Source organism: Anaerococcus marasmi (assembly GCF_900290195.1).
Classification (GTDB): Bacteria; Bacillota; Clostridia; order Tissierellales; family Peptoniphilaceae; genus Anaerococcus; species Anaerococcus marasmi.
On record NZ_OLMF01000004.1, the window covers coordinates 1,678,643 to 1,697,870 of the forward strand.

27 protein-coding genes, 1 riboswitch and 1 other annotated feature are annotated in these 19,228 nt (G+C 36.9%); of the genes, 24 read left to right on the forward strand and 3 right to left on the reverse strand.

The window, feature by feature from the left end:
- Nucleotides 1–7: 7 nt before the first annotated feature.
- From rplE to C7D97_RS08590, 23 genes are all read left to right on the forward strand, one after another.
- Nucleotides 8–550, forward strand: a complete 543-nt coding sequence (gene rplE, locus C7D97_RS08480; RefSeq protein WP_105301620.1) for a 50S ribosomal protein L5 — start codon at nt 8–10, stop codon at nt 548–550.
- A gap of 13 nt (nt 551–563) precedes the next feature.
- On the forward strand, nt 564–749 hold the full coding sequence (locus tag C7D97_RS08485) for a type Z 30S ribosomal protein S14 (RefSeq protein WP_004836723.1): 186 nt from the start codon (nt 564–566) through the stop codon (nt 747–749).
- 18 nt (nt 750–767) lie between these two features.
- Nucleotides 768–1,163 carry a 30S ribosomal protein S8 gene (gene rpsH, locus C7D97_RS08490; RefSeq protein WP_015778478.1) on the forward strand — a complete coding sequence of 132 codons (396 nt, stop codon included), beginning with the start codon at nt 768–770 and terminating at the stop codon, nt 1,161–1,163.
- 10 nt (nt 1,164–1,173) lie between these two features.
- Nucleotides 1,174–1,713 carry a 50S ribosomal protein L6 gene (rplF, locus tag C7D97_RS08495; protein WP_105301621.1) on the forward strand — a complete coding sequence of 180 codons (540 nt, stop codon included), beginning with the start codon at nt 1,174–1,176 and terminating at the stop codon, nt 1,711–1,713.
- Between the two features lie 10 nt (nt 1,714–1,723).
- The gene (gene rplR, locus C7D97_RS08500; protein WP_105301622.1) at nt 1,724–2,089 is read left to right on the forward strand and encodes a 50S ribosomal protein L18; all 366 of its coding nucleotides are present in this window, start codon (nt 1,724–1,726) and stop codon (nt 2,087–2,089) included.
- 15 nt (nt 2,090–2,104) lie between these two features.
- Entirely contained in the window at nt 2,105–2,614 is a 510-nt protein-coding gene (gene rpsE, locus C7D97_RS08505; protein ID WP_015778475.1) for a 30S ribosomal protein S5, read from the forward strand.
- 10 nt (nt 2,615–2,624) lie between these two features.
- Nucleotides 2,625–2,807 carry a 50S ribosomal protein L30 gene (rpmD, locus tag C7D97_RS08510; protein ID WP_105301623.1) on the forward strand — a complete coding sequence of 61 codons (183 nt, stop codon included), beginning with the start codon at nt 2,625–2,627 and terminating at the stop codon, nt 2,805–2,807.
- 10 nt (nt 2,808–2,817) lie between these two features.
- Nucleotides 2,818–3,297: a 50S ribosomal protein L15 gene (gene rplO / locus C7D97_RS08515; RefSeq protein WP_105301624.1), complete on the forward strand. Its 480-nt coding sequence runs from the start codon at nt 2,818–2,820 to the stop codon at nt 3,295–3,297.
- 18 nt (nt 3,298–3,315) lie between these two features.
- On the forward strand, nt 3,316–4,590 hold the full coding sequence (gene secY, locus C7D97_RS08520) for a preprotein translocase subunit SecY (RefSeq protein ID WP_105301625.1): 1,275 nt from the start codon (nt 3,316–3,318) through the stop codon (nt 4,588–4,590).
- A gap of 3 nt (nt 4,591–4,593) precedes the next feature.
- Nucleotides 4,594–5,250 carry an adenylate kinase gene (locus tag C7D97_RS08525; RefSeq protein WP_105301626.1) on the forward strand — a complete coding sequence of 219 codons (657 nt, stop codon included), beginning with the start codon at nt 4,594–4,596 and terminating at the stop codon, nt 5,248–5,250.
- A 133-nt stretch (nt 5,251–5,383) separates the two neighbouring features.
- Nucleotides 5,384–5,602, forward strand: coding sequence for a translation initiation factor IF-1 (gene infA / locus C7D97_RS08530; protein ID WP_015778470.1), 219 nt, complete (start codon nt 5,384–5,386; stop codon nt 5,600–5,602).
- Between the two features lie 221 nt (nt 5,603–5,823).
- Nucleotides 5,824–5,937: a 50S ribosomal protein L36 gene (gene rpmJ, locus C7D97_RS08535; RefSeq protein WP_004818043.1), complete on the forward strand. Its 114-nt coding sequence runs from the start codon at nt 5,824–5,826 to the stop codon at nt 5,935–5,937.
- A gap of 9 nt (nt 5,938–5,946) precedes the next feature.
- Complete coding sequence (gene rpsM, locus C7D97_RS08540) at nt 5,947–6,291, forward strand: 30S ribosomal protein S13 (RefSeq protein ID WP_105301627.1); 345 nt, start codon at nt 5,947–5,949, stop codon at nt 6,289–6,291.
- Between the two features lie 6 nt (nt 6,292–6,297).
- The gene (rpsK, locus tag C7D97_RS08545) at nt 6,298–6,693 is read left to right on the forward strand and encodes a 30S ribosomal protein S11 (protein WP_015778468.1); all 396 of its coding nucleotides are present in this window, start codon (nt 6,298–6,300) and stop codon (nt 6,691–6,693) included.
- Nucleotides 6,694–6,705: 12 nt separating this feature from the next.
- Nucleotides 6,706–7,299 (forward strand): 30S ribosomal protein S4, encoded by a 594-nt coding sequence (rpsD, locus tag C7D97_RS08550; RefSeq protein ID WP_105301628.1) that lies wholly within the window; start codon nt 6,706–6,708, stop codon nt 7,297–7,299.
- Nucleotides 7,300–7,330: 31 nt separating this feature from the next.
- Nucleotides 7,331–8,287 carry a DNA-directed RNA polymerase subunit alpha gene (locus C7D97_RS08555; protein WP_105301629.1) on the forward strand — a complete coding sequence of 319 codons (957 nt, stop codon included), beginning with the start codon at nt 7,331–7,333 and terminating at the stop codon, nt 8,285–8,287.
- 9 nt (nt 8,288–8,296) lie between these two features.
- Nucleotides 8,297–8,638 carry a 50S ribosomal protein L17 gene (gene rplQ, locus C7D97_RS08560; RefSeq protein WP_015778465.1) on the forward strand — a complete coding sequence of 114 codons (342 nt, stop codon included), beginning with the start codon at nt 8,297–8,299 and terminating at the stop codon, nt 8,636–8,638.
- A 101-nt stretch (nt 8,639–8,739) separates the two neighbouring features.
- On the forward strand, nt 8,740–9,381 hold the full coding sequence (locus tag C7D97_RS08565; RefSeq protein WP_105301630.1) for an HAD family hydrolase: 642 nt from the start codon (nt 8,740–8,742) through the stop codon (nt 9,379–9,381).
- A gap of 309 nt (nt 9,382–9,690) precedes the next feature.
- On the forward strand, nt 9,691–10,776 hold the full coding sequence (locus C7D97_RS08570) for a PP2C family protein-serine/threonine phosphatase (protein WP_105301631.1): 1,086 nt from the start codon (nt 9,691–9,693) through the stop codon (nt 10,774–10,776).
- Nucleotides 10,776–11,414, forward strand: a complete 639-nt coding sequence (deoC, locus tag C7D97_RS08575) for a deoxyribose-phosphate aldolase (protein WP_105301632.1) — start codon at nt 10,776–10,778, stop codon at nt 11,412–11,414. Before C7D97_RS08570 ends, deoC begins: the two co-directional genes overlap by 1 nt.
- 2 nt (nt 11,415–11,416) lie before the next feature.
- Nucleotides 11,417–12,868 (forward strand): alpha-amylase, encoded by a 1,452-nt coding sequence (locus tag C7D97_RS08580; protein WP_105301633.1) that lies wholly within the window; start codon nt 11,417–11,419, stop codon nt 12,866–12,868.
- The gene (locus C7D97_RS08585; protein WP_105301634.1) at nt 12,865–13,449 is read left to right on the forward strand and encodes a ribonuclease H1 domain-containing protein; all 585 of its coding nucleotides are present in this window, start codon (nt 12,865–12,867) and stop codon (nt 13,447–13,449) included. The genes C7D97_RS08580 and C7D97_RS08585 overlap by 4 nt, the downstream gene beginning before the upstream one ends.
- A gap of 19 nt (nt 13,450–13,468) precedes the next feature.
- Nucleotides 13,469–13,535: riboswitch (Fluoride riboswitch) on the forward strand.
- Nucleotides 13,536–13,566: 31 nt separating this feature from the next.
- Entirely contained in the window at nt 13,567–14,760 is a 1,194-nt protein-coding gene (locus C7D97_RS08590) for a cation:proton antiporter (RefSeq protein ID WP_105301635.1), read from the forward strand.
- 32 nt (nt 14,761–14,792) lie between these two features.
- On the opposite strand, the gene C7D97_RS08595 is transcribed toward C7D97_RS08590, so the two are convergent.
- From C7D97_RS08595 to C7D97_RS08605, 3 genes are all read right to left on the reverse strand, one after another.
- A complete protein-coding gene (locus C7D97_RS08595) occupies nt 14,793–15,545 on the reverse strand; it encodes a Fic family protein (RefSeq protein ID WP_105301636.1) in 753 nt (250 codons plus the stop codon).
- A 120-nt stretch (nt 15,546–15,665) separates the two neighbouring features.
- Entirely contained in the window at nt 15,666–16,406 is a 741-nt protein-coding gene (locus tag C7D97_RS08600; RefSeq protein WP_105301637.1) for an amino acid ABC transporter ATP-binding protein, read from the reverse strand.
- Complete coding sequence (locus C7D97_RS08605; protein WP_105301638.1) at nt 16,399–17,964, reverse strand: ABC transporter substrate-binding protein/permease; 1,566 nt, start codon at nt 17,962–17,964, stop codon at nt 16,399–16,401. Before C7D97_RS08605 ends, C7D97_RS08600 begins: the two co-directional genes overlap by 8 nt.
- A 63-nt stretch (nt 17,965–18,027) precedes the next feature.
- Nucleotides 18,028–18,258 (reverse strand) — a binding site (T-box leader).
- Nucleotides 18,259–18,326: 68 nt separating this feature from the next.
- Here C7D97_RS08605 and C7D97_RS08610 point away from each other — a divergent pair.
- The gene (locus C7D97_RS08610; RefSeq protein ID WP_105301639.1) at nt 18,327–18,836 is read left to right on the forward strand and encodes a transcription repressor NadR; all 510 of its coding nucleotides are present in this window, start codon (nt 18,327–18,329) and stop codon (nt 18,834–18,836) included.
- Nucleotides 18,837–19,228 lie beyond the last annotated feature (392 nt).

Consider the following 19,228-nt stretch of genomic DNA (forward strand, 5'->3'; position numbering starts at 1 on the left):
AGATATTATGACAAGTAGATTAAAAGAAAAATATCAAAACGAAGTTGTTGGCAAACTTACTGAACAATTCGGATATGAAAATGTTCACGAAGTACCAAAACTTACTAAGATTGTTATAAACGTAGGACTAGGTGAAGCAAAAGATAACCAAAATCTTCTAAATGCTGCAAAAGATGAAATTGCTCTAATCACAGGTCAAAGACCAATCGAACTTAAGGCAAAGAAATCTGTAGCTAACTTCAAACTTAGAGAAGGTCAAGCTATTGGTGCCAAGGTAACACTAAGAAGAGAAAAAATGTATGACTTCTTAGACAAACTTATCTCAATTTCTCTACCACGTGTAAGAGACTTTAGAGGAACCAATCCAAACAGCTTTGACGGACGTGGAAACTATTCATTAGGAATCAAGGAACAACTAATCTTCCCTGAAATCAAATATGATGATGTAGACTTCCTACACGGTATGGATATCAGCATAGTTACTACAGCTAAAACAGACGAAGAAGCAAAAGCATTCTTAGAATTAATGGGAATGCCATTTAGAAAATAATTAAGGAGCAAAAATGGCTAAAAAGTCACTAAGAGCTAAACAACAAAGAAAACAAAAATTCTCCACAAGAGAATATACAAGATGTAAACTTTGTGGAAGACCACACGGCTACTTAAGAAAGTATGGAATCTGCCGTATTTGCTTTAGAGAACTTGCAAATAATGGACAAATTCCAGGAGTAAGAAAAGCAAGCTGGTAATTAAGGGGGAATAATATTATGATGACAGATCCAATAGCGGATATGCTAACAAGAATCAGAAATGGTAACAAAGCAAACCATTCAAAAGTTTCATTACCATCTTCTAATGAGAAAAAAGCTATTGCCCAAATTCTGCTTGATGAAGGCTTTATTACAGGATTTAACGTAGAAGAAGACGGCAAACAAGGTATTCTTACAATTGATTTAAAATATACTGAAAATGGTGAGAAAGTAATCTCAGGTCTTAGAAGAATTTCAAAACCAGGACTTAGAGTTTATGTAAAAGCAAATGAAGTTCCAAAGGTACTTGACGGACTAGGAACAGCAATCATTTCAACATCAAAAGGACTATTAACTGATCGCGCTGCAAGAAGTGAAAATGTAGGTGGCGAAGTTATTTGTTACGTATGGTAAGGAGATATATATGTCAAGAATAGGAAAACTTCCAATTGAAATACCTTCTGGAGTAACAATAGAAATTAACGATCGCACAGTAAATGTTAAGGGACCTAAGGGCGAATCTAGCCTTGAAGTTTCAGAAAATGTAGGTCTAGAATTAAATGAAAATGAACTTTTAGTTACAATTCCAGAAAACTACACAAAAGCACAAAACGTCGATCACGGATTATACAGATCTCTAATTAACAATCTTGTGGTTGGAGTATCAGAAGGATATAGCAAAACACTTCAAATCGAAGGAACAGGATACAGAGCAAACAAACAAGGAAAGAACCTAGTAATGAACTTAGGTTTCTCTCACCAAGTAACAATGCCAGATCCTGAAGGAATCGAAGTAGAAGTGCCAAATGATAGAACAATTGTAGTTAAAGGAATTAACAAACAATTAGTAGGTCAACATGCTGCAAACATCAGAAACTGGAGAAAACCTGAACCATATAAGGGCAAGGGAATCAGATACGTTGATGAGCATGTAAGACGTAAAGTTGGTAAAACAGGTAAGTAGGAGATAAGTAATGGCTAAAAAAACAAAACAAGAAAAACTTTTAACTCGTAAAAAAAGAGTAAGAGCTAAAGTAAGCGGAACTCCTCAAAAACCAAGACTAAGCGTATATAAATCAAACACAAACATTTATGCTCAAGTTATTGACGATGTAAATGGCGTTACACTAGCAAGTGCAAACACCCTACAAGAATCAGTATCTGACGGAGCTAAGAATAACGCTAATATAGAAGCTGCTAAAAAAGTTGGCGCTGCTATTGCAAAAGCTTGTGCTGATAAGGGAATCGAAACTGTTGTATTTGACAGAAACGGCTACCTATATCACGGAAAAGTTGCTGCCCTAGCTGAAGCGGCAAGAGAAGCTGGTCTTAAATTTTAATTGAGGAGGTATTAGATGAATTATTTATTAAGAAGTGAAGTAGAAAAGCTAAACCTCGAAGACAGAGTAGTTGCTATAAACAGAGTTGCCAAAACTGTAAAGGGTGGACGTAACATTAGATTTTCAGCCCTAGTAGTTGTTGGAAATGGTAATGGTTATGTTGGAATCGGAACTGGTAAAGCTACAGAAGTACCTGAAGCTATTAGAAAAGCTAGTGAAGATGCTAAAAAGCACATGATCAATGTTCCAATAGTAGGAACTACAATTCCACACAGAATTCACGGAGCAAAAGCAAGCGGAAAGGTTCTACTAATGCCTGCTAAAGAAGGTACAGGAATCATCGCTGGTGGCCCTGTTCGTGCTATCTGTGAACTTGCTGGATATAAAGATATAAGAGCTAAAAACTTAGGTTCATCAAACCCAAGAAACATTATCAATGCTTGTATCGAAGGTTTCGCTAGCATGAAGACTGTTGAAGAAGTTGCAAGACTTCGTGGCAAATCGGTAGAAGAATTCGATTATTAAGGAGAGTAAAATGGCGAAACTTGAAATCACATTAAAAAGATCTTTTATCGGTAGAAAAGATGGACAGATCGCAACATGTAAAGCACTTGGCCTTAAGAAAATCGGTCAAACTGTTACAAAAGAAGATAATAGCGTAACAAGAGGAATGATCAACAAAGTGTCATTCATGCTTGACGTTAAAGAATTAGACTAAGGGGTGTAAGATGAAACTACATGAATTACAACCTAATGAGAAGTTAAAAAAAGGCAAAAGAAAAGGTAGAGGTCCAGGTAGTGGAAACGGAACCCGTGCAGGACGTGGACAAGACGGACAAAACTCAAGAAGCGGTGGTGGAGTAAGACCAGGCTTCGAGGGTGGTCAAATGCCTTTATATAGAAGACTTCCAAAGAGAGGTTTTAGAAACATCAACAGAAAGTATTACGAAACAATCAACGTTGAAACACTAAATGCTTTCGAAGATGGAACAGAAGTAACACCAGAATTATTATTTGCAAACAAATTCTTAAACAAAAACAAAGCTAAAGCTGGAATTAAGATTCTTGGAGATGGAGAACTTAACAAAAAGCTTACAGTAAAAGCTCACAAATTTACTAAGTCAGCAGTAGAGAAGATCGAAAATGCCGGAGGCACAATCGAAGAACTCGAAACTAAAAAATGGGATAACCCATCTAAAAAAGCTTAGTAGAAAGCATGGTGAGCAATGCTAGATATAATTAAAAAAGCAGCAAAGGAAGAAGAAATAAGAAAAAGATTTTATTTCACTCTTCTTATGCTAGTAGTATATAGACTAGGAAATAATATTCCAATACCATTTATTGATACAAAAGCGCTAGCAGATGCATATAACAATATTCAAGGAACACTCGTAGATTATCTAAACATGTTGACAGGTGGTGGACTATCCACACTTTCAATATTTGCTCTAGGAGTACAGCCTTACATCACTGCATCAATCGTAATGCAACTATTATCAGTTGTAATACCAAGACTTGAAGAGTTATCAAGAGAAGGTGAACAAGGTCGTAAGACAATCCAAAAATATACAAGATATGTTACAATTGCTCTTGCGATATTCCAAGCTATAGCCATTACAAATGGTCTATACGGAGCAGCACTTTCAAGCGCTACAGGTTTCCAAAAAGTTGTGATGAACATAGTCCTAATCGGTGGTACTATGTTTGTAACATGGATGGGTGAAACCATAACAGAAAAGGGACTTGGAAATGGTACAAGTCTTATCATCTTTATGGGTATTATAGCATCCTTCCCAAGAACAATAGCTAGATGGAAACAAGGACTACACTATGATACAACTAGCATAGTATCCATTATTATAATGGCTATTATCATTGTACTAATAGTTCTCGCTGTAGTTGAAATATCTGAGGGAGAAAGAAAAGTACCAATCCAATACGCCAAAAGAGTAGTAGGACGTAAGATGTATGGTGGCCAATCAACTCACATACCTGTAAAGGTTAATATGGGTGGAGTAATGCCAATCATCTTCGCATCAGCTGTACTTGCAATTCCATCAACCCTATCCTTACTATTTGGTGGAAATGGAGAAAGCTCAATTGCGAACTTCTTCCAAAACTCTACAGCTGGATTTGCGATATATCTTATAATCCAAACAATACTAATCCTAGTATTCGCATACTTCTACAATCAAATTCAATTCAACACTGTAGAATATGCAAAACAACTACAACAAAATGGTGGTTTCATACCTGGAATTAGACCTGGTAAGCCAACTAGTGACTTTTTATCAAATGTATCAACCAAGATTACATTTATAGGATCAATTGCACTAGCCTTACTAACAATAGTTCCAGCAATTGCATCAAGAGTTTTAGGTCTACAAATATCCTTCGGTGGTTCTTCAGTAATCATCGTAGTTGGTGTAATAATAGAAACTGTTAAACAAATCGAAGCAATGATGACAATGAAACAATACAAAGGCTTTTTAAACAGGTAAGAGATGAATATTATTTTATTAGGCCCTCCAGGAGCTGGTAAGGGCACATTAGCAAATAAGATCATAGAAAAAAAAGACGCAGTTCAGATAGCTACTGGAGATATATTTAGATATAATATCTCCAACAAAACTGAACTCGGAGTTAAAGCTAAATCCTATATGGATAGAGGAGATCTCGTACCAGATGAACTAACAATAGATCTAGTATGGGATGCCTTCGACAAGCATAGAGACGAAAGCAAAGAAGGAAAGATCATTCTTTTTGATGGATTTCCAAGAAATCTTGATCAAGCAAAGGCTCTAGATCAAGGAATGGAAGAAAGAGATCAAAAAATAGATCATGTCGTATACTTTGATGTAGCAGAAGAAATTCTAATAGAAAGAATCGCTGGCAGAAGAGTGTGCACTAATTGTGGAGCAACCTACCACGTAAAGAACAATCCTCCAACAAAAGAAGGGATCTGTGATAGATGTGGAGAAGAACTTATCCAAAGAGATGACGATAAGGAAGAAACAGTAAAAAATAGAATTGATGTCTACAAGGAGCACACAGCCGTACTAATTGATTACTTCAAGGAAAAAGGTATATTATTTAGTATTGATGGCACAAATTCTCCAGACGAAGTCTTTGAAGAATTTTTGAATAAATTAGGAGAATAATTCTAATTTATGCTAATAAGAAAAAACGAAGTGATAGGATCTTCGAGAAATTAGTTGTTAAATGTCTTATTGATATAAGACAATTTGAAATGGCGTTCAATAGACATGAGGACAAGAAAAGGAGGTTCTATCGATGTCAAAAAAAGATGCTATAGAAGTTACAGGAGTTGTTACAGAAGCACTACCAAATGCAATATTTAAAGTGGAGCTTGAAAACGGACACGAAATCCAAGCCCATATTTCTGGAAAGCTTCGTATGAACAGCATTAGAATACTAGAAGGAGATAGAGTAACAGTAGAACTATCTCCATATGATCTAAGCCAAGGTAGAATAACTTGGAGGAAGAAATAGTCCCATCATCCTGGGTGAAGGATTTGAAAAATCCTTCATTTTCGAGACCACTCCGTGGAGGGTCTTCCCAGAGCCAGACGGGCTAGCTTAAAACTAAGCGAGAAAGGCAGAAAGCCTTTCGAGAGGATATCATCGTGGGTGGAAAATCGCAAGATTTTTCATTAAGATACACTTCAAGAACTACCCATTCATTAAGAATAATCGGAAGATGAGGAGTCAAAATGAAAGTTAGAGCATCAGTTAAAAAAATGTGTGATAAATGCAAAATTATCAAAAGAAACGGTAAAGTTATGGTAATTTGCGAAAATCCAAAACATAAACAAAGACAAGGTTAGGAGGGGCTAATGCCAAGAATAGCTGGTATAGATTTACCTAGAGAAAAAAGAGCAGAAATTGGACTAACTTATATATATGGTATAGGTCGTTCAACTGCAAACGAAATACTAAAGAATGCAGGAATCAATCCTGATACAAAAATGAAAGATCTTACAGAAGAAGAATTAGGTAAAATCCGTGAAGAGTTAAACAACTACCAAATCGAAGGAGATCTAAGAAGAGAAGTTTCAATGAACATTAGATCACTTAGAGAAATCGGTAGCTACAGAGGATTAAGACACAAAAACAATCTTCCTGTAAGAGGACAAAATACAAAGAACAATGCAAGAACCAGAAAAGGTAGAAGGGGTTAATAAGAAATGGCTAAACAAAAGAAAACTACTTCTAGAAGAAGAAGAGTCAAAAAAAATGTTGAACGTGGCCAAGCTCACATTAACTCAACATTTAACAATACAATGGTGACCCTTACAGATATGCAAGGAAATGCACTATCATGGGCATCTGCTGGACAATTAGGATTTAGAGGTAGCAGAAAGTCTACTCCATTTGCAGCAAGCGAAGCAGCAGATGTTGCAGCTAAGAAAGCTATCGACCAAGGACTAAAAACTGTAGAAGTTTACGTTAAAGGGCCTGGTTCAGGAAGAGAATCAGCAATCAGAAGTCTACAAGCTGCAGGACTTGAAGTTACAATGATCAAAGACGTAACACCAATTCCTCACAATGGATGTAGACCTCCAAAAAGAAGAAGAGTTTAGTAAGGAGAGACTATGGCAGTATCAAAAGATCCAGTATACAAAAAAGCAAGAGCTTTAGGAATTTCTCCAGCATACCTAGGATATACAGGAGAAAGCAAGAGAGCTCTTCCAAATAGAAGAAGCAAACTTTCCGAATACGGAATGCAACAAAGAGAAAAGCAAAAAGCCAAATTCATCTACGGAGTAAGTGAGAAACAATTTAGAGGATACTACGAAGCCGCTTCTAAAATGAAGGGACAAACAGGTGAACAACTTATAATCCTTTGTGAAAGAAGACTAGATAACATCGCTTATAGATCAGGTCTTGCTAGAACAAGAAGAGAAGCTCGTCAAATCGTAACACACGGACACCTAACAGTTAATGGTAAACAAGTTGACATTCCTTCATACAAGGTTGAAGAAGGCGATGTAATCGAAGTTCGTGAAAAATCTAGATCAAACACACTATTTAAAACTATCAAAGAAACAAATGCAACATTTGGTGTAGTTGAATGGCTATCAAGTGATTTAGAAAACTTAAAAGTAACTGTAGACAGATTCCCTACAAGAGAAGATATCGACATCCCAGTTGAAGAACGTATGATCGTAGAGTTCTACTCTAAGTAGGCATAAATAAAGTTAGAACTAAGGAGTTACCATGATCGAAAAATTAGATACAAATATAAAGATATTGGATATAGACGAAGAAGAAAATTACGGTAAATTCGCCCTATATCCACTTGAGCGAGGATATGGTACAACCATTGGAAACAGTATGAGAAGGGTGCTTTTATCATCCTTACCTGGTTCTAGCGTCTCAAAAATACTTATAGAAGGAGTACTTCACGAATTCTCCACTATAGATGGAGTAGTAGAAGATGTTCCTGAAATAGTTCTAAACATTAAGGGTCTAGACGTTACAAAACATGTAGATGAAGATGTAACATTGTTTTTAGACATTGAAGGACCAAAGATTGTAACAGCAAAAGATATCAAAGCAGATAGTTCTGTTGATATAGCAAACCCTGACCACTACATTGCAACAGTTAACGAAAAATCAAGACTATTTATAGCCTTGGATGTTACAGATGGTAAGGGTTATAGAGTATCTGATGAAAACAAAAAAGAAAGCGACCCTATAGGTGCTATAGCAATTGACTCATCATTTACTCCAGTTGAGAAAGTAAACTTCACTGTAGAAAATACAAGAGTTGGCGAATCAACCGACTATGACAAACTCCTTATGGAAGTTTGGACAAATGGAACTATTACACCACAAGAAGCCTTGGCAGAAGGTTCATCAATTCTAATTGAAAACTTCTCCTTCTTCAATGAATTGCCTAACCAACAATTCCCACCAGAAGAGGAAGAAGAAGAAATAGAAGAAGTTGATGAAGAAGATAACTTATCTGACGAATTGGCAATGACAATAGAAGAATTAGACCTTAGTCTAAGATCATTTAATTGTCTAAAAAGAGCAGGCTTCGACAGAGTTGGCGATATAATTAAAGTTAGTGAATCTGAGCTAAAAACAATTAAGAACTTCGGTAAAAAGTCACTCACAGAAGTAATAGAAAAGCTAGACGAGTTAGGTCTAAGCTTAAAAGATGAATAGGAGGTAAGTATGGCCGATAAAAGAAAACTTGGCAGAAGAACTGACCACAGAAATGCTATGCTTAGAAACCTTGTGCAATCACTATTAGAAAACGGTAGAATCGAAACTACTGTAACTAGAGCTAAAGAAGCACAAAAAATGGCTGACAAAATGATTACACTAGGAAAGAAGAACACACTTCACACAAGAAGACAAGCAGCAGCTTATTTATACAAGGCAGAAACTGTTCAAAAATTATTTAACGAAATCGCACCAAACTATGAAGATAGAAACGGTGGATACACAAGAGTACTAAAATTAGGACCAAGAAGAGGCGACGGATCAGAACGTGCAATTCTTGAATTAGTATAAAATACTTAGAATTAAGTATAAAATAACTTCTAGCATCTTTGAGAGATTGAAGGTGCTTTTTTTTCGTCTATTTTTGGATAAGCTTAATTTAAGGAGAAGATATGAAATACAAACTAATAATTTTCGATATGGATGGATTAATGTTTGATACAGAGATTATGTATTACAATTCTTGGTTTGAAGTCTCTCACAAATACGACTTCAACTTTAACGAAGATTTGAGAAAGAGACTAACAGGCAAAAATGAAGAAAGTGTCAGAGATGAACTATTTAAAATCTTAAATTCTAAAGAAAAGGTTCTTAACCTAAGAGAAGACCTAGAAAGTTTAAGGGAAAATTATTTTAAAACTTACACGAACTCCCTCAAAAAAGAAGGACTAGAGGACTTATTATATTACGCAAGAGAAAACAATATAAAATGTGCCTTAGCTTCATCAAGCGATAGAGAAAAGATAGACTTTCTCTTAGAGAAAGAAAAGATAAGGGATTTCTTTAACTATATTATTTCAGGTGAAGACGTAGAAAAAAGTAAACCAGATCCAGAAATCTTCATCAAAGCTAAGGAAAACTTTGATCTTTTAGATAAAGAAGCCCTAATCTTAGAAGATTCCTACAACGGCTATCTGGCCTGTAAGAAATCTAATATGGATTATCTTATAATTCACGATTCAAGTTTCGATAAATATTTTGAAGCTGATAGGGAAGCTAAGAACTTAAGAGAAGTCATAGATTATTTGAAATAATTATTTTAGTTAGTGAATAATTGAAATTTTATCCAATCAGAAAATTATGTAGAATTGTAATGCTAAATCCTGGACTTTTTATTAACTGATTTTCTTTTGCATCAGAATATATTTAGCTTTGTCTATTTACAAACTATGTAAACGGAGCAAGTCTCGATAATTCTAATAAGTTTGAATTTAAATAAGAAGTTTATATAACCACGGAGGGCCTTCCTTGCCGTACTTTTTGCTGGATAAGTGTAGGATCTTCATATTGATAATTAACTATTAAAAGATATAGTTATTATAACAAGCTTAAGGTAGGAAGAGATGGCAAATACAAGTAACTTTACTGAAGATAAAAATTTTTTCATATTGAATTCTATGGATGATTGGGTTAGGATTGTCAATACAAACGGCAAGACTATCTTTATTAATGATGTCTTTAAAGAAGCTTGCGATATGTCGTCTGAGCTAAAAAACTATGTAGATGAGTCTACTTCTTTTCTTCTAGGAGATAGGAATAAAGCTGTTAGAAATACTACCATGATCGAAGAAAAGTTAATTGATGAGAGATACTTTTCTATCAAGTCCTCTCCAATCTACAATGGAGATGAGTTTTTGGGGATTGTGGAAGTATATAGAGACATCACCCGTGAAAGCCTTATGAAAATTGAGCTTTTTAATAACAATAGAAACATGCTTGATGATGTAAGATTTGTAAAGAAGATTCAATCGAACATCCTTCCTAAGGATAAGACTTATGGGAAGCTTATCTTAAAGAGTAAGTATATACCAAGTGATGAGCTTTCTGGAGATTTCTTCGACTTAATCAAGATCGAGGAAGGAAAGTATGCTCTATATATAGCAGATATTATGGGACATGGTGTCAAGGCTTCGATAATGACTATGTTTATCAAGGTAACCATGAATGCCATCTTAGACAAGCACCCTGACTATTCCCCATCAGAGATCTTATTTAAGCTTAGAGAAAAGTTTGCAAAGTTGGGCATGGAGTCAAGCCAGTATTTTACAGCTTGGCTTGGTATTTTTGAAAGGGACTGTCTAACATTTTCCAATGCCGGACACAATTGTCCTCCGCTTTGGTATTCAAAAAGGAATGAAGATGTAACTTATCTTTTGGCAAGTGGTAGGATGATATCAAATCTTATCGAGCCAGACAATTATGATGAAAAGACTGTAAAATTAGAAAATGGAGATAGGCTTCTCTTATTTTCCGATGGGGCCATAGAGACAAAAGATGAAAAACGACATGAGTATGGTCTGGAAAGGCTAAGGGGAAATTTTGAAAGCTTCCATGACCTAGAAGAAAGCTACAAGGATATCAAAAACTTTACCTGGGGCAAGCAAGAAGATGACCTAAGTCTTGTCCAAATCGAATATAAGGAGAAATAATGAAAAATTTAAATTCATATATAGACCACACTAATCTAAAGCCAGAGGCACAAATTGACGAGATAAAGACCCTTGTCGATGAAGCTGTCGCAAATGATTTCTACAGCGTATGTGTAAACTCTACTTACGTTAAGGATATCAAAGCCTACAATAAAGACGTACGAATCGCTGCAGTAGTCGGCTTTCCACTAGGAGCTATGGCTACAAGGGCCAAGGCCTATGAGGCAAAATGCGCCGTAGAAGATGGGGCAAGCGAGATCGACATGGTTATTCCAATTGGAAGACTTAAGGATAAGGATTACGACTATGTCCTAGAAGATATAAGAGCTTGTAAAGAAGCTATAGGGGGAAAGATACTTAAGGTAATCATTGAAACTTGCCTATTAACTGACGAAGAAAAGATCAAGGCCTGCGAGCTAGCTAAAGAAGCTGGGGCAGATTTTGTAAAGACTTCTACAGGTTTTTCTACTGGAGGAGCCTTAGCCTCTGATGTAAGTCTTATGAAAAAAACAGTTGGAGATAGTCTAGAAGTTAAGGCAAGCGGCGGCATCCATACTAGAAAAGAAGCCATGGAGATGATCGAAGCAGGTGCTAGTAGGATTGGTGCGAGCAAGTCAATAGATATTTGTAAGGAGTAAGTATGGCCAATGAAGTCATGATGCAGTCTTTCGAATGGGACACAGACGGATCGGGAGACTTTTATAAAAAACTAAAAAAAGATGCTAAAACATTGAAGGAAAATGGTATAGATGGCTTGTGGCTTCCACCAATGACTAAGGGTGGAAGTGATATGGACGTAGGCTACGGGGTCTACGACCTTTGGGATTTAGGTGAGTTTGACCAAAAGGGAACTGTTAGGACCAAATACGGAACAAAGGAAGAGCTCCTAGATGCTATTGATTCCTTAAAGAAAGCTGGAATCAAATGCTATGCCGATGTTGTCCTAAACCATAAGGGAAATGCTGACTTTAAAGAAGAGTTTAAGGCAGTCATGGTTGATCAAAACAATAGAGAACAAGACGTATCAGGAGAGATGGACATAGAAGCCTGGACCGGTTTTGACTTTAAGGGAAGGGACGGTAAGTATTCCGATATGGTTTGGCACTATTATCATTTTTCAGGTGTAGACTATGACGTAAAAAGTGATACTTCAGCTATATTTAGAGTTTTAGGAGATGGAAAATATTGGGACGAAGACGTATCTGGCGAGAAGGGTAACTTCGATTATTTGATGAATTGCGACATCGACCACGACCACCCAGAAGTTAGGGAAGAGATCTTCAAATGGGCTGATTGGTTTATTGACGAGACCAAGGTCGATGGCTTCAGATACGATGCCCTAAAGCACATCTCATCTAACTTCATCCACGACTTATCAGATCACATAATCAATGAAAAGGGCGAGGAAAACTTCTATCTTTTTGGAGAATTTTGGCAATATAACAAGGACGAAATCGCCAAATATCTTGAAACTACAGACCATAACATAGACCTATTTGATGTTCCCCTACATTTTCACATGCAAGAGGCAAGTAAGTCCATGGGTAACTACGACATGAGAAAGATTTTCGACAATACAATCGTAGCAGACTTCCCTGCCCAAGCTGTCACCTTTGTAGATAACCACGATAGCCAACCAGGCCAGTCTCTAGACTCCTGGGTTGAGGATTGGTTTAAGGAGATTGCCTATGCCATGATTTTATTTAGAAAAGACGGCTATCCATGTATCTTTGCAGGAGACTATTATGGACTGATAGGTGAGGTAAAGACCGAAGCCAAATATGACCTTATAAACAATATGCTTAAGGTTAGGAAGAATTACAACTACGGCGAGGAAGACAATTACTTCGACGACCCTTCAGTTATAGGTTGGGTCAGAAGAGGAGACGAAGACCATAAGCCACTAGCTGTTCTTATTTCTATCAAAGACATGGCTGAAAAGCAAATGTTTGTGGGAGAGAGCGAAGCAGGAGCGACTTATGTAGACCTTTCTGGCAAAAACGAGGACATTACGATTGATGAAAATGGAAATGGAGTATTCACTGTAGGTCCAGGGGCTGTAACCTACTGGGCAAACAAGGAAAGCTTATGAAATATTACGCAGTAAAAAGAGGAAGGAATCCTGGGATATATACATCCTGGGATTCTTGTCTTAAGGAAGTAAAGGGATTTTCCAACGCGAGCTACAAGTCCTTTAAGAAAAAGGAAGATGCTATAGCCTTTATGGAAGATAAACAAGAGACGATAGAAGTAGACGATGAAACAATAATAGCCTATGTGGATGGATCTTATAATCTTAAGGAGAAGATCTACGGGGCAGGGGTTGTCTACATAAGTAAGGACGGAGAAGAAGAGCTCTACGAATCCTACACAGATGACTTCTACAAGCACAGAAATGTGGCAGGAGAGGTAAGAGCAAGCGAACTTGCCATAAAAAAGGCCCTAGAAGAGAAAAGAGAAAAAATAATAATCTATCACGACTACCAGGGGATTTCCTCCTGGGCCAATGACGAATGGAAGGCCAACAATGAACTTACTATTTCCTACAAGAACTTCGTAAAAGAAGCGAGAAAGAGTCTAAAGATAGGCTTTGTCAAGGTCAAGGGTCACTCCAACGACAAGTACAACGACTGGGCAGATAGGCTCGCCAAAAAGGGTGCCCTAGTTGAATAAGGGTAAATAAAAAGTAAAATAAATTTAGGGAAATGAAGTTCTTCCCTGTAAAATAAACGCTATAAGCTGATGACTTCTACTTAAGAGTAGGGCCATCAGCTTTTTTTGGAGGAAAAAATGTTAACAAATGTCGGACTTATAATGATAGCAGGTCTAATTGGATCCAAGATTTTTTCAAAAATCAAACTTGCACCCATCTTGGGTATGCTTCTGGCAGGAATTATAATAAGCCCCAATCTCTTGGGACTAGTGAGGGGAGATATAGGGGATCTTTCGAAGGACTTAAGGCAAATCGCCCTGGTTGTAATCTTATCAAGAGCAGGTCTTAGCCTATCTTTTGATAGATTAAAGAAAGTCGGCCTTCCTGCAATCCTAATGACCTTCCTTCCAGCAAGTTTTGAGATGGTCGCTATAACATTTCTTGCAAATAAGATCTTTAACCTTCCCTATATCGACAGTGCAATCCTTGGAGCTGTCCTTGCGGCAGTATCTCCTGCCATAGTAGTGCCAAGGATGATAAGGCTTATAGAAGAAGGCTATGGAGAAGATAAGAAGATCCCAGAGATCATCCTTGCAGGCTCATCCATTGATGACGTCTACACCATAGTGTTTTTTACAGTTTTTCTTAATCTAAAACTGGGAGGTCAAGCTTCTATAAGAAGCTTCCTAAATATTCCTATATCAATTATTACAGGAATTCTTTTTGGAATATTAGTAGGATATATCCTATATATAATCTATTCAAAGATAAATTTTGGGAAAATTTACAAGGCAATCGCTCTTATGGGCCTATCATTTTTTATCTTGGAAATAGAGAACTTAAGCAAGGGCTATATAGCCTTCTCTGGTCTTGTGGCAATTATAGCCATGACTATGACTATCAAAAAGCTCGACCAAGACCTTGCAGATGAGCTTTTGGATGTTTATGGAAGCCTTTGGGAACTTTTCGAGATCTTCCTCTTTGTCCTAGTGGGAATTACAGTCGACCTTTCCATAATAGGATCTGAAATTCTTCCTGCTATTATTCTAATTACTGGAGGATTAATATTTAGGATGCTTGGAGTATATTTGGCCCTCCTTCCTTCAAATCTTGAAAAACGCGAGAAGATATTTTCAGGCTTCGCCTACCTACCAAAGGCCACAGTCCAAGCAGCCATAGGACCAGTCGCTCTAGGATATGGAATCGCAAGCGGTAAGCTAATCCTTGCCATATCAGTAATAGCAATCCTCTACACTGCACCTCTTGGAGTTATACTTACAGATAAGACTTACAAGAAGTTATTAGTTCAAAATAAAAAAGCCAAGCTTTAACATTAGCATTGGCTTATTATTTTTCTATAAAATTATAGAAATTTCTTAGCTTTATCTATTTCGGATTTTAAATCTTCTAAGATATTATATTCCTTTTCGATAACTAGTTTATTGAAATCATTTAGCTCGCCTGTACTAGCGTACTTATTAAGACTTTCATAATATCTAGGCCTATCATTAGCTTCGATTATTATAGCTTTGAATCCATTAGCCATTAAGACATAGTTTAATAGTAATCGTGCACATCTCCCGTTGCCGTCTTGGAAGGGGTGGATTTTTACAAATTGAGCATGGACGAAAGAGGCTAGTTCAATAGGATTTAGAACTTTAGTTTTAGTATTATAATCCATTATGAAAAACTTCATATCTTCCCTAACCATCGTCCAATCTGGTGGACTGAAGGATGCACCAGTAATTCTTACGTTATATCTCCTGTAAATACCACCATCAATAATATTTTCCATAACTATTTGATGAATATCCTTGATTAATTCCTCATCTAATTCTCGATTTTGCTTAAGCATTTGATGGATGTATCTATTAGCCTTTTGATTGTTAGTAACTTCGTAGATTTCCCTTAGTTCCTTGCCCCCTATAGAAAGCTTATCAATTAAAATAGTTTTTACTTCACTTATACTTAAGGTGTTTCCTTCTATTTTTGTAGATTCGTGAGTAAATCTAATATTAAAATCTTGCATCATACTTTTATAGGTTTCTTTTGGTAAATATTTTATATTATCATTGACATAATCATTTAATTGCTTGACTTGATCGAAAGTAATCATTGCTCTTCTCCCTTATTTCATATGAGCTTTCCTTAATATTATACTATTTAAAACAGACTTTATAATTAATAATTATAGCAAAGAAAAAACTAGCCCATAAACCATGAACTAGTTTTAATCTTAATTTTCTCCCAAAAATCTCTTTAGGAACTCCTTGGTCCTGTCATGATCTGGGTTTTTGAAGATTTTATCTGGAGATCCGTCTTCTAGGATGATTCCCTTGTTCATGAACAAAACCCTGCTAGATACATCTCTTGCAAAGTCCATCTCGTGGGTTACTACAATCATGGTCATCCCGCTTTTGGCAAGCTTGGTCATTACATCAAGGACTTCTCCAACTGTCTCTGGGTCGAGGGCGCTTGTTGGCTCATCGAAAAGGAGGAGGTCAGGGTTCATGCAAAGGGCACGGGCTATGGCTACCCTTTGCTGTTGGCCACCTGATATTTGGCTAGGTTTGGCGTTGACATAATTTTGCATATTTACGCTTTCTAGGTATTTTCTAGAAATATCTTCAGCTTCCTTGTGGTCTCTGCCTAGGACCTTTATTTGACCTAGCATACAGTTTTCGAGAACGGTCTTGTTGGCAAAGAGATTGAAGTTTTGAAATACCATGCCGACCCTGGACCTATATTTTCTTTGGTCGAACTTATGGTCTAGGATATTGTCGCCCCTGTAGAGGATCTCGCCGCTTGTAGGAGATTCCAAGAGGTTAAGGCAGCGAAGGAGGGTTGACTTACCAGACCCAGAAGATCCTATGATAGAGACTACTTCTCCTTCATTTACCGCCATATTAATATCCTTAAGGACTAGGTTGTCACCAAATTTTTTCTCTAAATTGTTTACTCTAATTATCTCAGACATTGTTTGCTCCTGTTGATGATTCCATGATAAAGTCAGTATCCCTAAATCTTCTTTCAAGGACAAGAAGGATTCTCGTAATAGTGAAGGTTAGGACGAAATAAATCACTGCTGTTATCAAGTAGGTTGGGAAGTATTGGTAGGTTGATCCTGCGACAGACTTACTCATGAAGAATAGCTCTGTTACAGAAATTACGTTAAGGACTGATGTATCCTTGATATTTATTACAAACTCGTTTCCAATAGAAGGAAGGATTGTAAGGATTGTTTGAGGGAGGATTACGTGAACCATAGTTTGGAAATGGGTCATTCCTATGGCCTTGCAGGCTTCAAATTGTCCCTTGTCAATCGAATTTATTCCACCACGGACTACCTCAGATAGGTAGGCTCCTGTATTGATTGAAACGATAAGGATTGCCGCAAACATAGTCGATAGGTCTATATCGAAATATTGCTTAAGTCCGTAGAAGATTATTACAGATTGAACCATCATTGGCGTTCCCCTAAATATTTCAACATAAGCCCCCAAGATCCAGTTGATTATTTTGTGGAGATAGTAGGTAAAGGCATTGTCAGTCTTTTTGACTTCCATTCCCCTAATAACTGCAACCAAAAGACCCAAGAGGAAACCTAGAATTGTAGAAACTATGGCTATGATTAGGGTATTTACCACACCCTTTAGGAAAAGGGTAGAGTAGGTCGCCCAAATCGATTTAACTTCATCGATAAAGCCTGAGCTTTCTTCCTCATCGGCAGTAAGCTGGGTCATTACTCCCATAATCTCAGCTTGTTCTTTTTCTATATCCATAGATGAAAGAACCTTGTTTACTTCTTCTGTAAGGGGAGAGTTTTTGGCAATTCCTACTCCTACTGTTGTATCTTCATCCTTAGTTTCAAAGCCATTAGCCTCGTCAAATGTTATATAAGTAAGCTTTGGGTTGGCAGCTATTGCAGATTCGGCACCAGCTTCTTCTGAGATATAGCCGTCAATAGTTCGAGCATTTGCTGCAGCAATCATAGTAGGGAAGGAGTCCATGGACTCTTGTTTGTCAACACCTGCCATTTGATCTATCATAGCTACGTGGAAGGTTCCAAGCTGGGCGGTAATCTTTGCTCCCTCGAAGTCGTTAATGGACTTAGCGTCCTTATACTTTGAGTCCTTTTGGGTAACTACTACCATCTTGGCATGGTAGTAGGGAATAGAAAAGTCGATTTGCTCGAGCCTTTCAGCAGTAGGGCTCATACCAGCTACAATAGAATCGATCTTGCCACTGGTTAGGGCAGGTATTAGTCCGTCCCATTCGATCTTGTAGATTTCAAGCTTCTTTCCTAGGCCATCGGCGATTTTCTTGGCAAATTGAACGTCATAACCGTTGGCATACTCGCCCGGAGAGTTGGCTACAGGATAGCCTCCATTTTCATCACTTACTTCAGAGAAGTTAAAGGGAGCGTAGTTTACTTCCATGCCTACTCTGAATGTGTCTTCTTCGCTTGCATTAACCTGGCCTAAGGGCGTAATGATTAGGATTAGTGCAAGGATAATCTTTACTAGCTTTTTCATAATAATTCCTTTCTTAATAAATTTGATTGTAAAATAAAAGTCCTTACTGCTCCAAACGGAAGCAATAAGGACGAAAATTCGCGTTACCACCTTTATTTTAGCTCATCTCACGATAAGCTACTCAATAAGTACAATCATACTCTCTTGCTGTAACGGGCAAGTCCCGCTGTCAGATCAAATATCCCCGACAAAACTCAAAGGCTTTTTTCACCAAAATTTAAAATCTCCATTCACACCAGCCAGGATTCTCTTTATTTTAAAATCTTTGGTTACTCCTCTTATCACTGTTGTTGCTTATATATTACACTCAAAAAAATTTAATGTCAAATTTATTTTTGGGGTAAAGTGTTATAGAGGTTAATATGAATATAAAAAACAGACAACTAGAAATTATAAGAATCTTACAAGATAGGACTAGCCCCATATCTGGCGGAAGCTTAGCGGAGAGATTCGGCCTAACTCGTCAGGTAATAGTCAAGGATATCTCTATCCTTAAGGCAAGTGGTTACGAGATAAAATCAAACAACAAGGGCTACTGGCTAAGCCAATCGTCGAAGATACAATTCATCATAAAATGCTCCCACAGCGACGAAGAAATAGGAGAGGAACTAAATACCATAGTAGATAGGGGAGGAGAGATCCTCGATGTCTTCATCAACCACAAGACCTACGGAATGATAAAAAAGGAATTAAATATCAAGTCAAGAAAGGGAGTAGATGTCTTCATCAAATCAATAGATGAGGCAACGCCCCTAAAAAATCTCACAGAAAATATCCACTATCATACCATAAGGGTGGATAATGACTTCGCCAAAGAGAGTATCGAGGATAAGCTTAGGGAAAAGGGGATTTTAATAGACAAAGACCTATAAGAAAATCTTATCATCAAACAGCCTATAATATTATTAGCTAAGTTAGTGTTTAAAATATATTTTGTATCTGAATCAACTACAAAAATTTTAGCTTAAGCGGTGTTTTCCTCAGAATTCCTTGCTCTATCTTTTTCTGTATGCTCTGGATACCTGTTACAGACTGACATATAGATGGACTTATGAAAGCTTTTAGCACTTTTAAGTAAGCCATTTATACCGTTTGTATAGTAGTAATTACTTACTATTTTTCTTTTTCTCGATTGTAGTAATCTTTTTTAATAAAAATTAGATATATAAAATCATAAAGTAAGCTATATAATTCATGTAGTCGCTTATCCTCTAGTGATTGTGGTATTGCTTTCTGTTGCATAAAAAATCGTCCTTCCTGCAAA

Coding starts and splice junctions, on each gene's coding strand:
- rplE (WP_105301620.1), top strand. CDS start 8: ATGACAAGTAGATTAAAAGAAAAATATCAAAACGAAGTTGTTGGCAAA.
- C7D97_RS08485 (WP_004836723.1), top strand. CDS start 564: ATGGCTAAAAAGTCACTAAGAGCTAAACAACAAAGAAAACAAAAATTC.
- rpsH (WP_015778478.1), top strand. CDS start 768: ATGATGACAGATCCAATAGCGGATATGCTAACAAGAATCAGAAATGGT.
- rplF (WP_105301621.1), top strand. CDS start 1,174: ATGTCAAGAATAGGAAAACTTCCAATTGAAATACCTTCTGGAGTAACA.
- rplR (WP_105301622.1), top strand. CDS start 1,724: ATGGCTAAAAAAACAAAACAAGAAAAACTTTTAACTCGTAAAAAAAGA.
- rpsE (WP_015778475.1), top strand. CDS start 2,105: ATGAATTATTTATTAAGAAGTGAAGTAGAAAAGCTAAACCTCGAAGAC.
- rpmD (WP_105301623.1), top strand. CDS start 2,625: ATGGCGAAACTTGAAATCACATTAAAAAGATCTTTTATCGGTAGAAAA.
- rplO (WP_105301624.1), top strand. CDS start 2,818: ATGAAACTACATGAATTACAACCTAATGAGAAGTTAAAAAAAGGCAAA.
- secY (WP_105301625.1), top strand. CDS start 3,316: ATGCTAGATATAATTAAAAAAGCAGCAAAGGAAGAAGAAATAAGAAAA.
- C7D97_RS08525 (WP_105301626.1), top strand. CDS start 4,594: ATGAATATTATTTTATTAGGCCCTCCAGGAGCTGGTAAGGGCACATTA.
- infA (WP_015778470.1), top strand. CDS start 5,384: ATGTCAAAAAAAGATGCTATAGAAGTTACAGGAGTTGTTACAGAAGCA.
- rpmJ (WP_004818043.1), top strand. CDS start 5,824: ATGAAAGTTAGAGCATCAGTTAAAAAAATGTGTGATAAATGCAAAATT.
- rpsM (WP_105301627.1), top strand. CDS start 5,947: ATGCCAAGAATAGCTGGTATAGATTTACCTAGAGAAAAAAGAGCAGAA.
- rpsK (WP_015778468.1), top strand. CDS start 6,298: ATGGCTAAACAAAAGAAAACTACTTCTAGAAGAAGAAGAGTCAAAAAA.
- rpsD (WP_105301628.1), top strand. CDS start 6,706: ATGGCAGTATCAAAAGATCCAGTATACAAAAAAGCAAGAGCTTTAGGA.
- C7D97_RS08555 (WP_105301629.1), top strand. CDS start 7,331: ATGATCGAAAAATTAGATACAAATATAAAGATATTGGATATAGACGAA.
- rplQ (WP_015778465.1), top strand. CDS start 8,297: ATGGCCGATAAAAGAAAACTTGGCAGAAGAACTGACCACAGAAATGCT.
- C7D97_RS08565 (WP_105301630.1), top strand. CDS start 8,740: ATGAAATACAAACTAATAATTTTCGATATGGATGGATTAATGTTTGAT.
- C7D97_RS08570 (WP_105301631.1), top strand. CDS start 9,691: ATGGCAAATACAAGTAACTTTACTGAAGATAAAAATTTTTTCATATTG.
- deoC (WP_105301632.1), top strand. CDS start 10,776: ATGAAAAATTTAAATTCATATATAGACCACACTAATCTAAAGCCAGAG.
- C7D97_RS08580 (WP_105301633.1), top strand. CDS start 11,417: ATGGCCAATGAAGTCATGATGCAGTCTTTCGAATGGGACACAGACGGA.
- C7D97_RS08585 (WP_105301634.1), top strand. CDS start 12,865: ATGAAATATTACGCAGTAAAAAGAGGAAGGAATCCTGGGATATATACA.
- C7D97_RS08590 (WP_105301635.1), top strand. CDS start 13,567: ATGTTAACAAATGTCGGACTTATAATGATAGCAGGTCTAATTGGATCC.
- C7D97_RS08595 (WP_105301636.1), bottom strand. CDS start 15,545: ATGATTACTTTCGATCAAGTCAAGCAATTAAATGATTATGTCAATGAT.
- C7D97_RS08600 (WP_105301637.1), bottom strand. CDS start 16,406: ATGTCTGAGATAATTAGAGTAAACAATTTAGAGAAAAAATTTGGTGAC.
- C7D97_RS08605 (WP_105301638.1), bottom strand. CDS start 17,964: ATGAAAAAGCTAGTAAAGATTATCCTTGCACTAATCCTAATCATTACG.
- C7D97_RS08610 (WP_105301639.1), top strand. CDS start 18,327: ATGAATATAAAAAACAGACAACTAGAAATTATAAGAATCTTACAAGAT.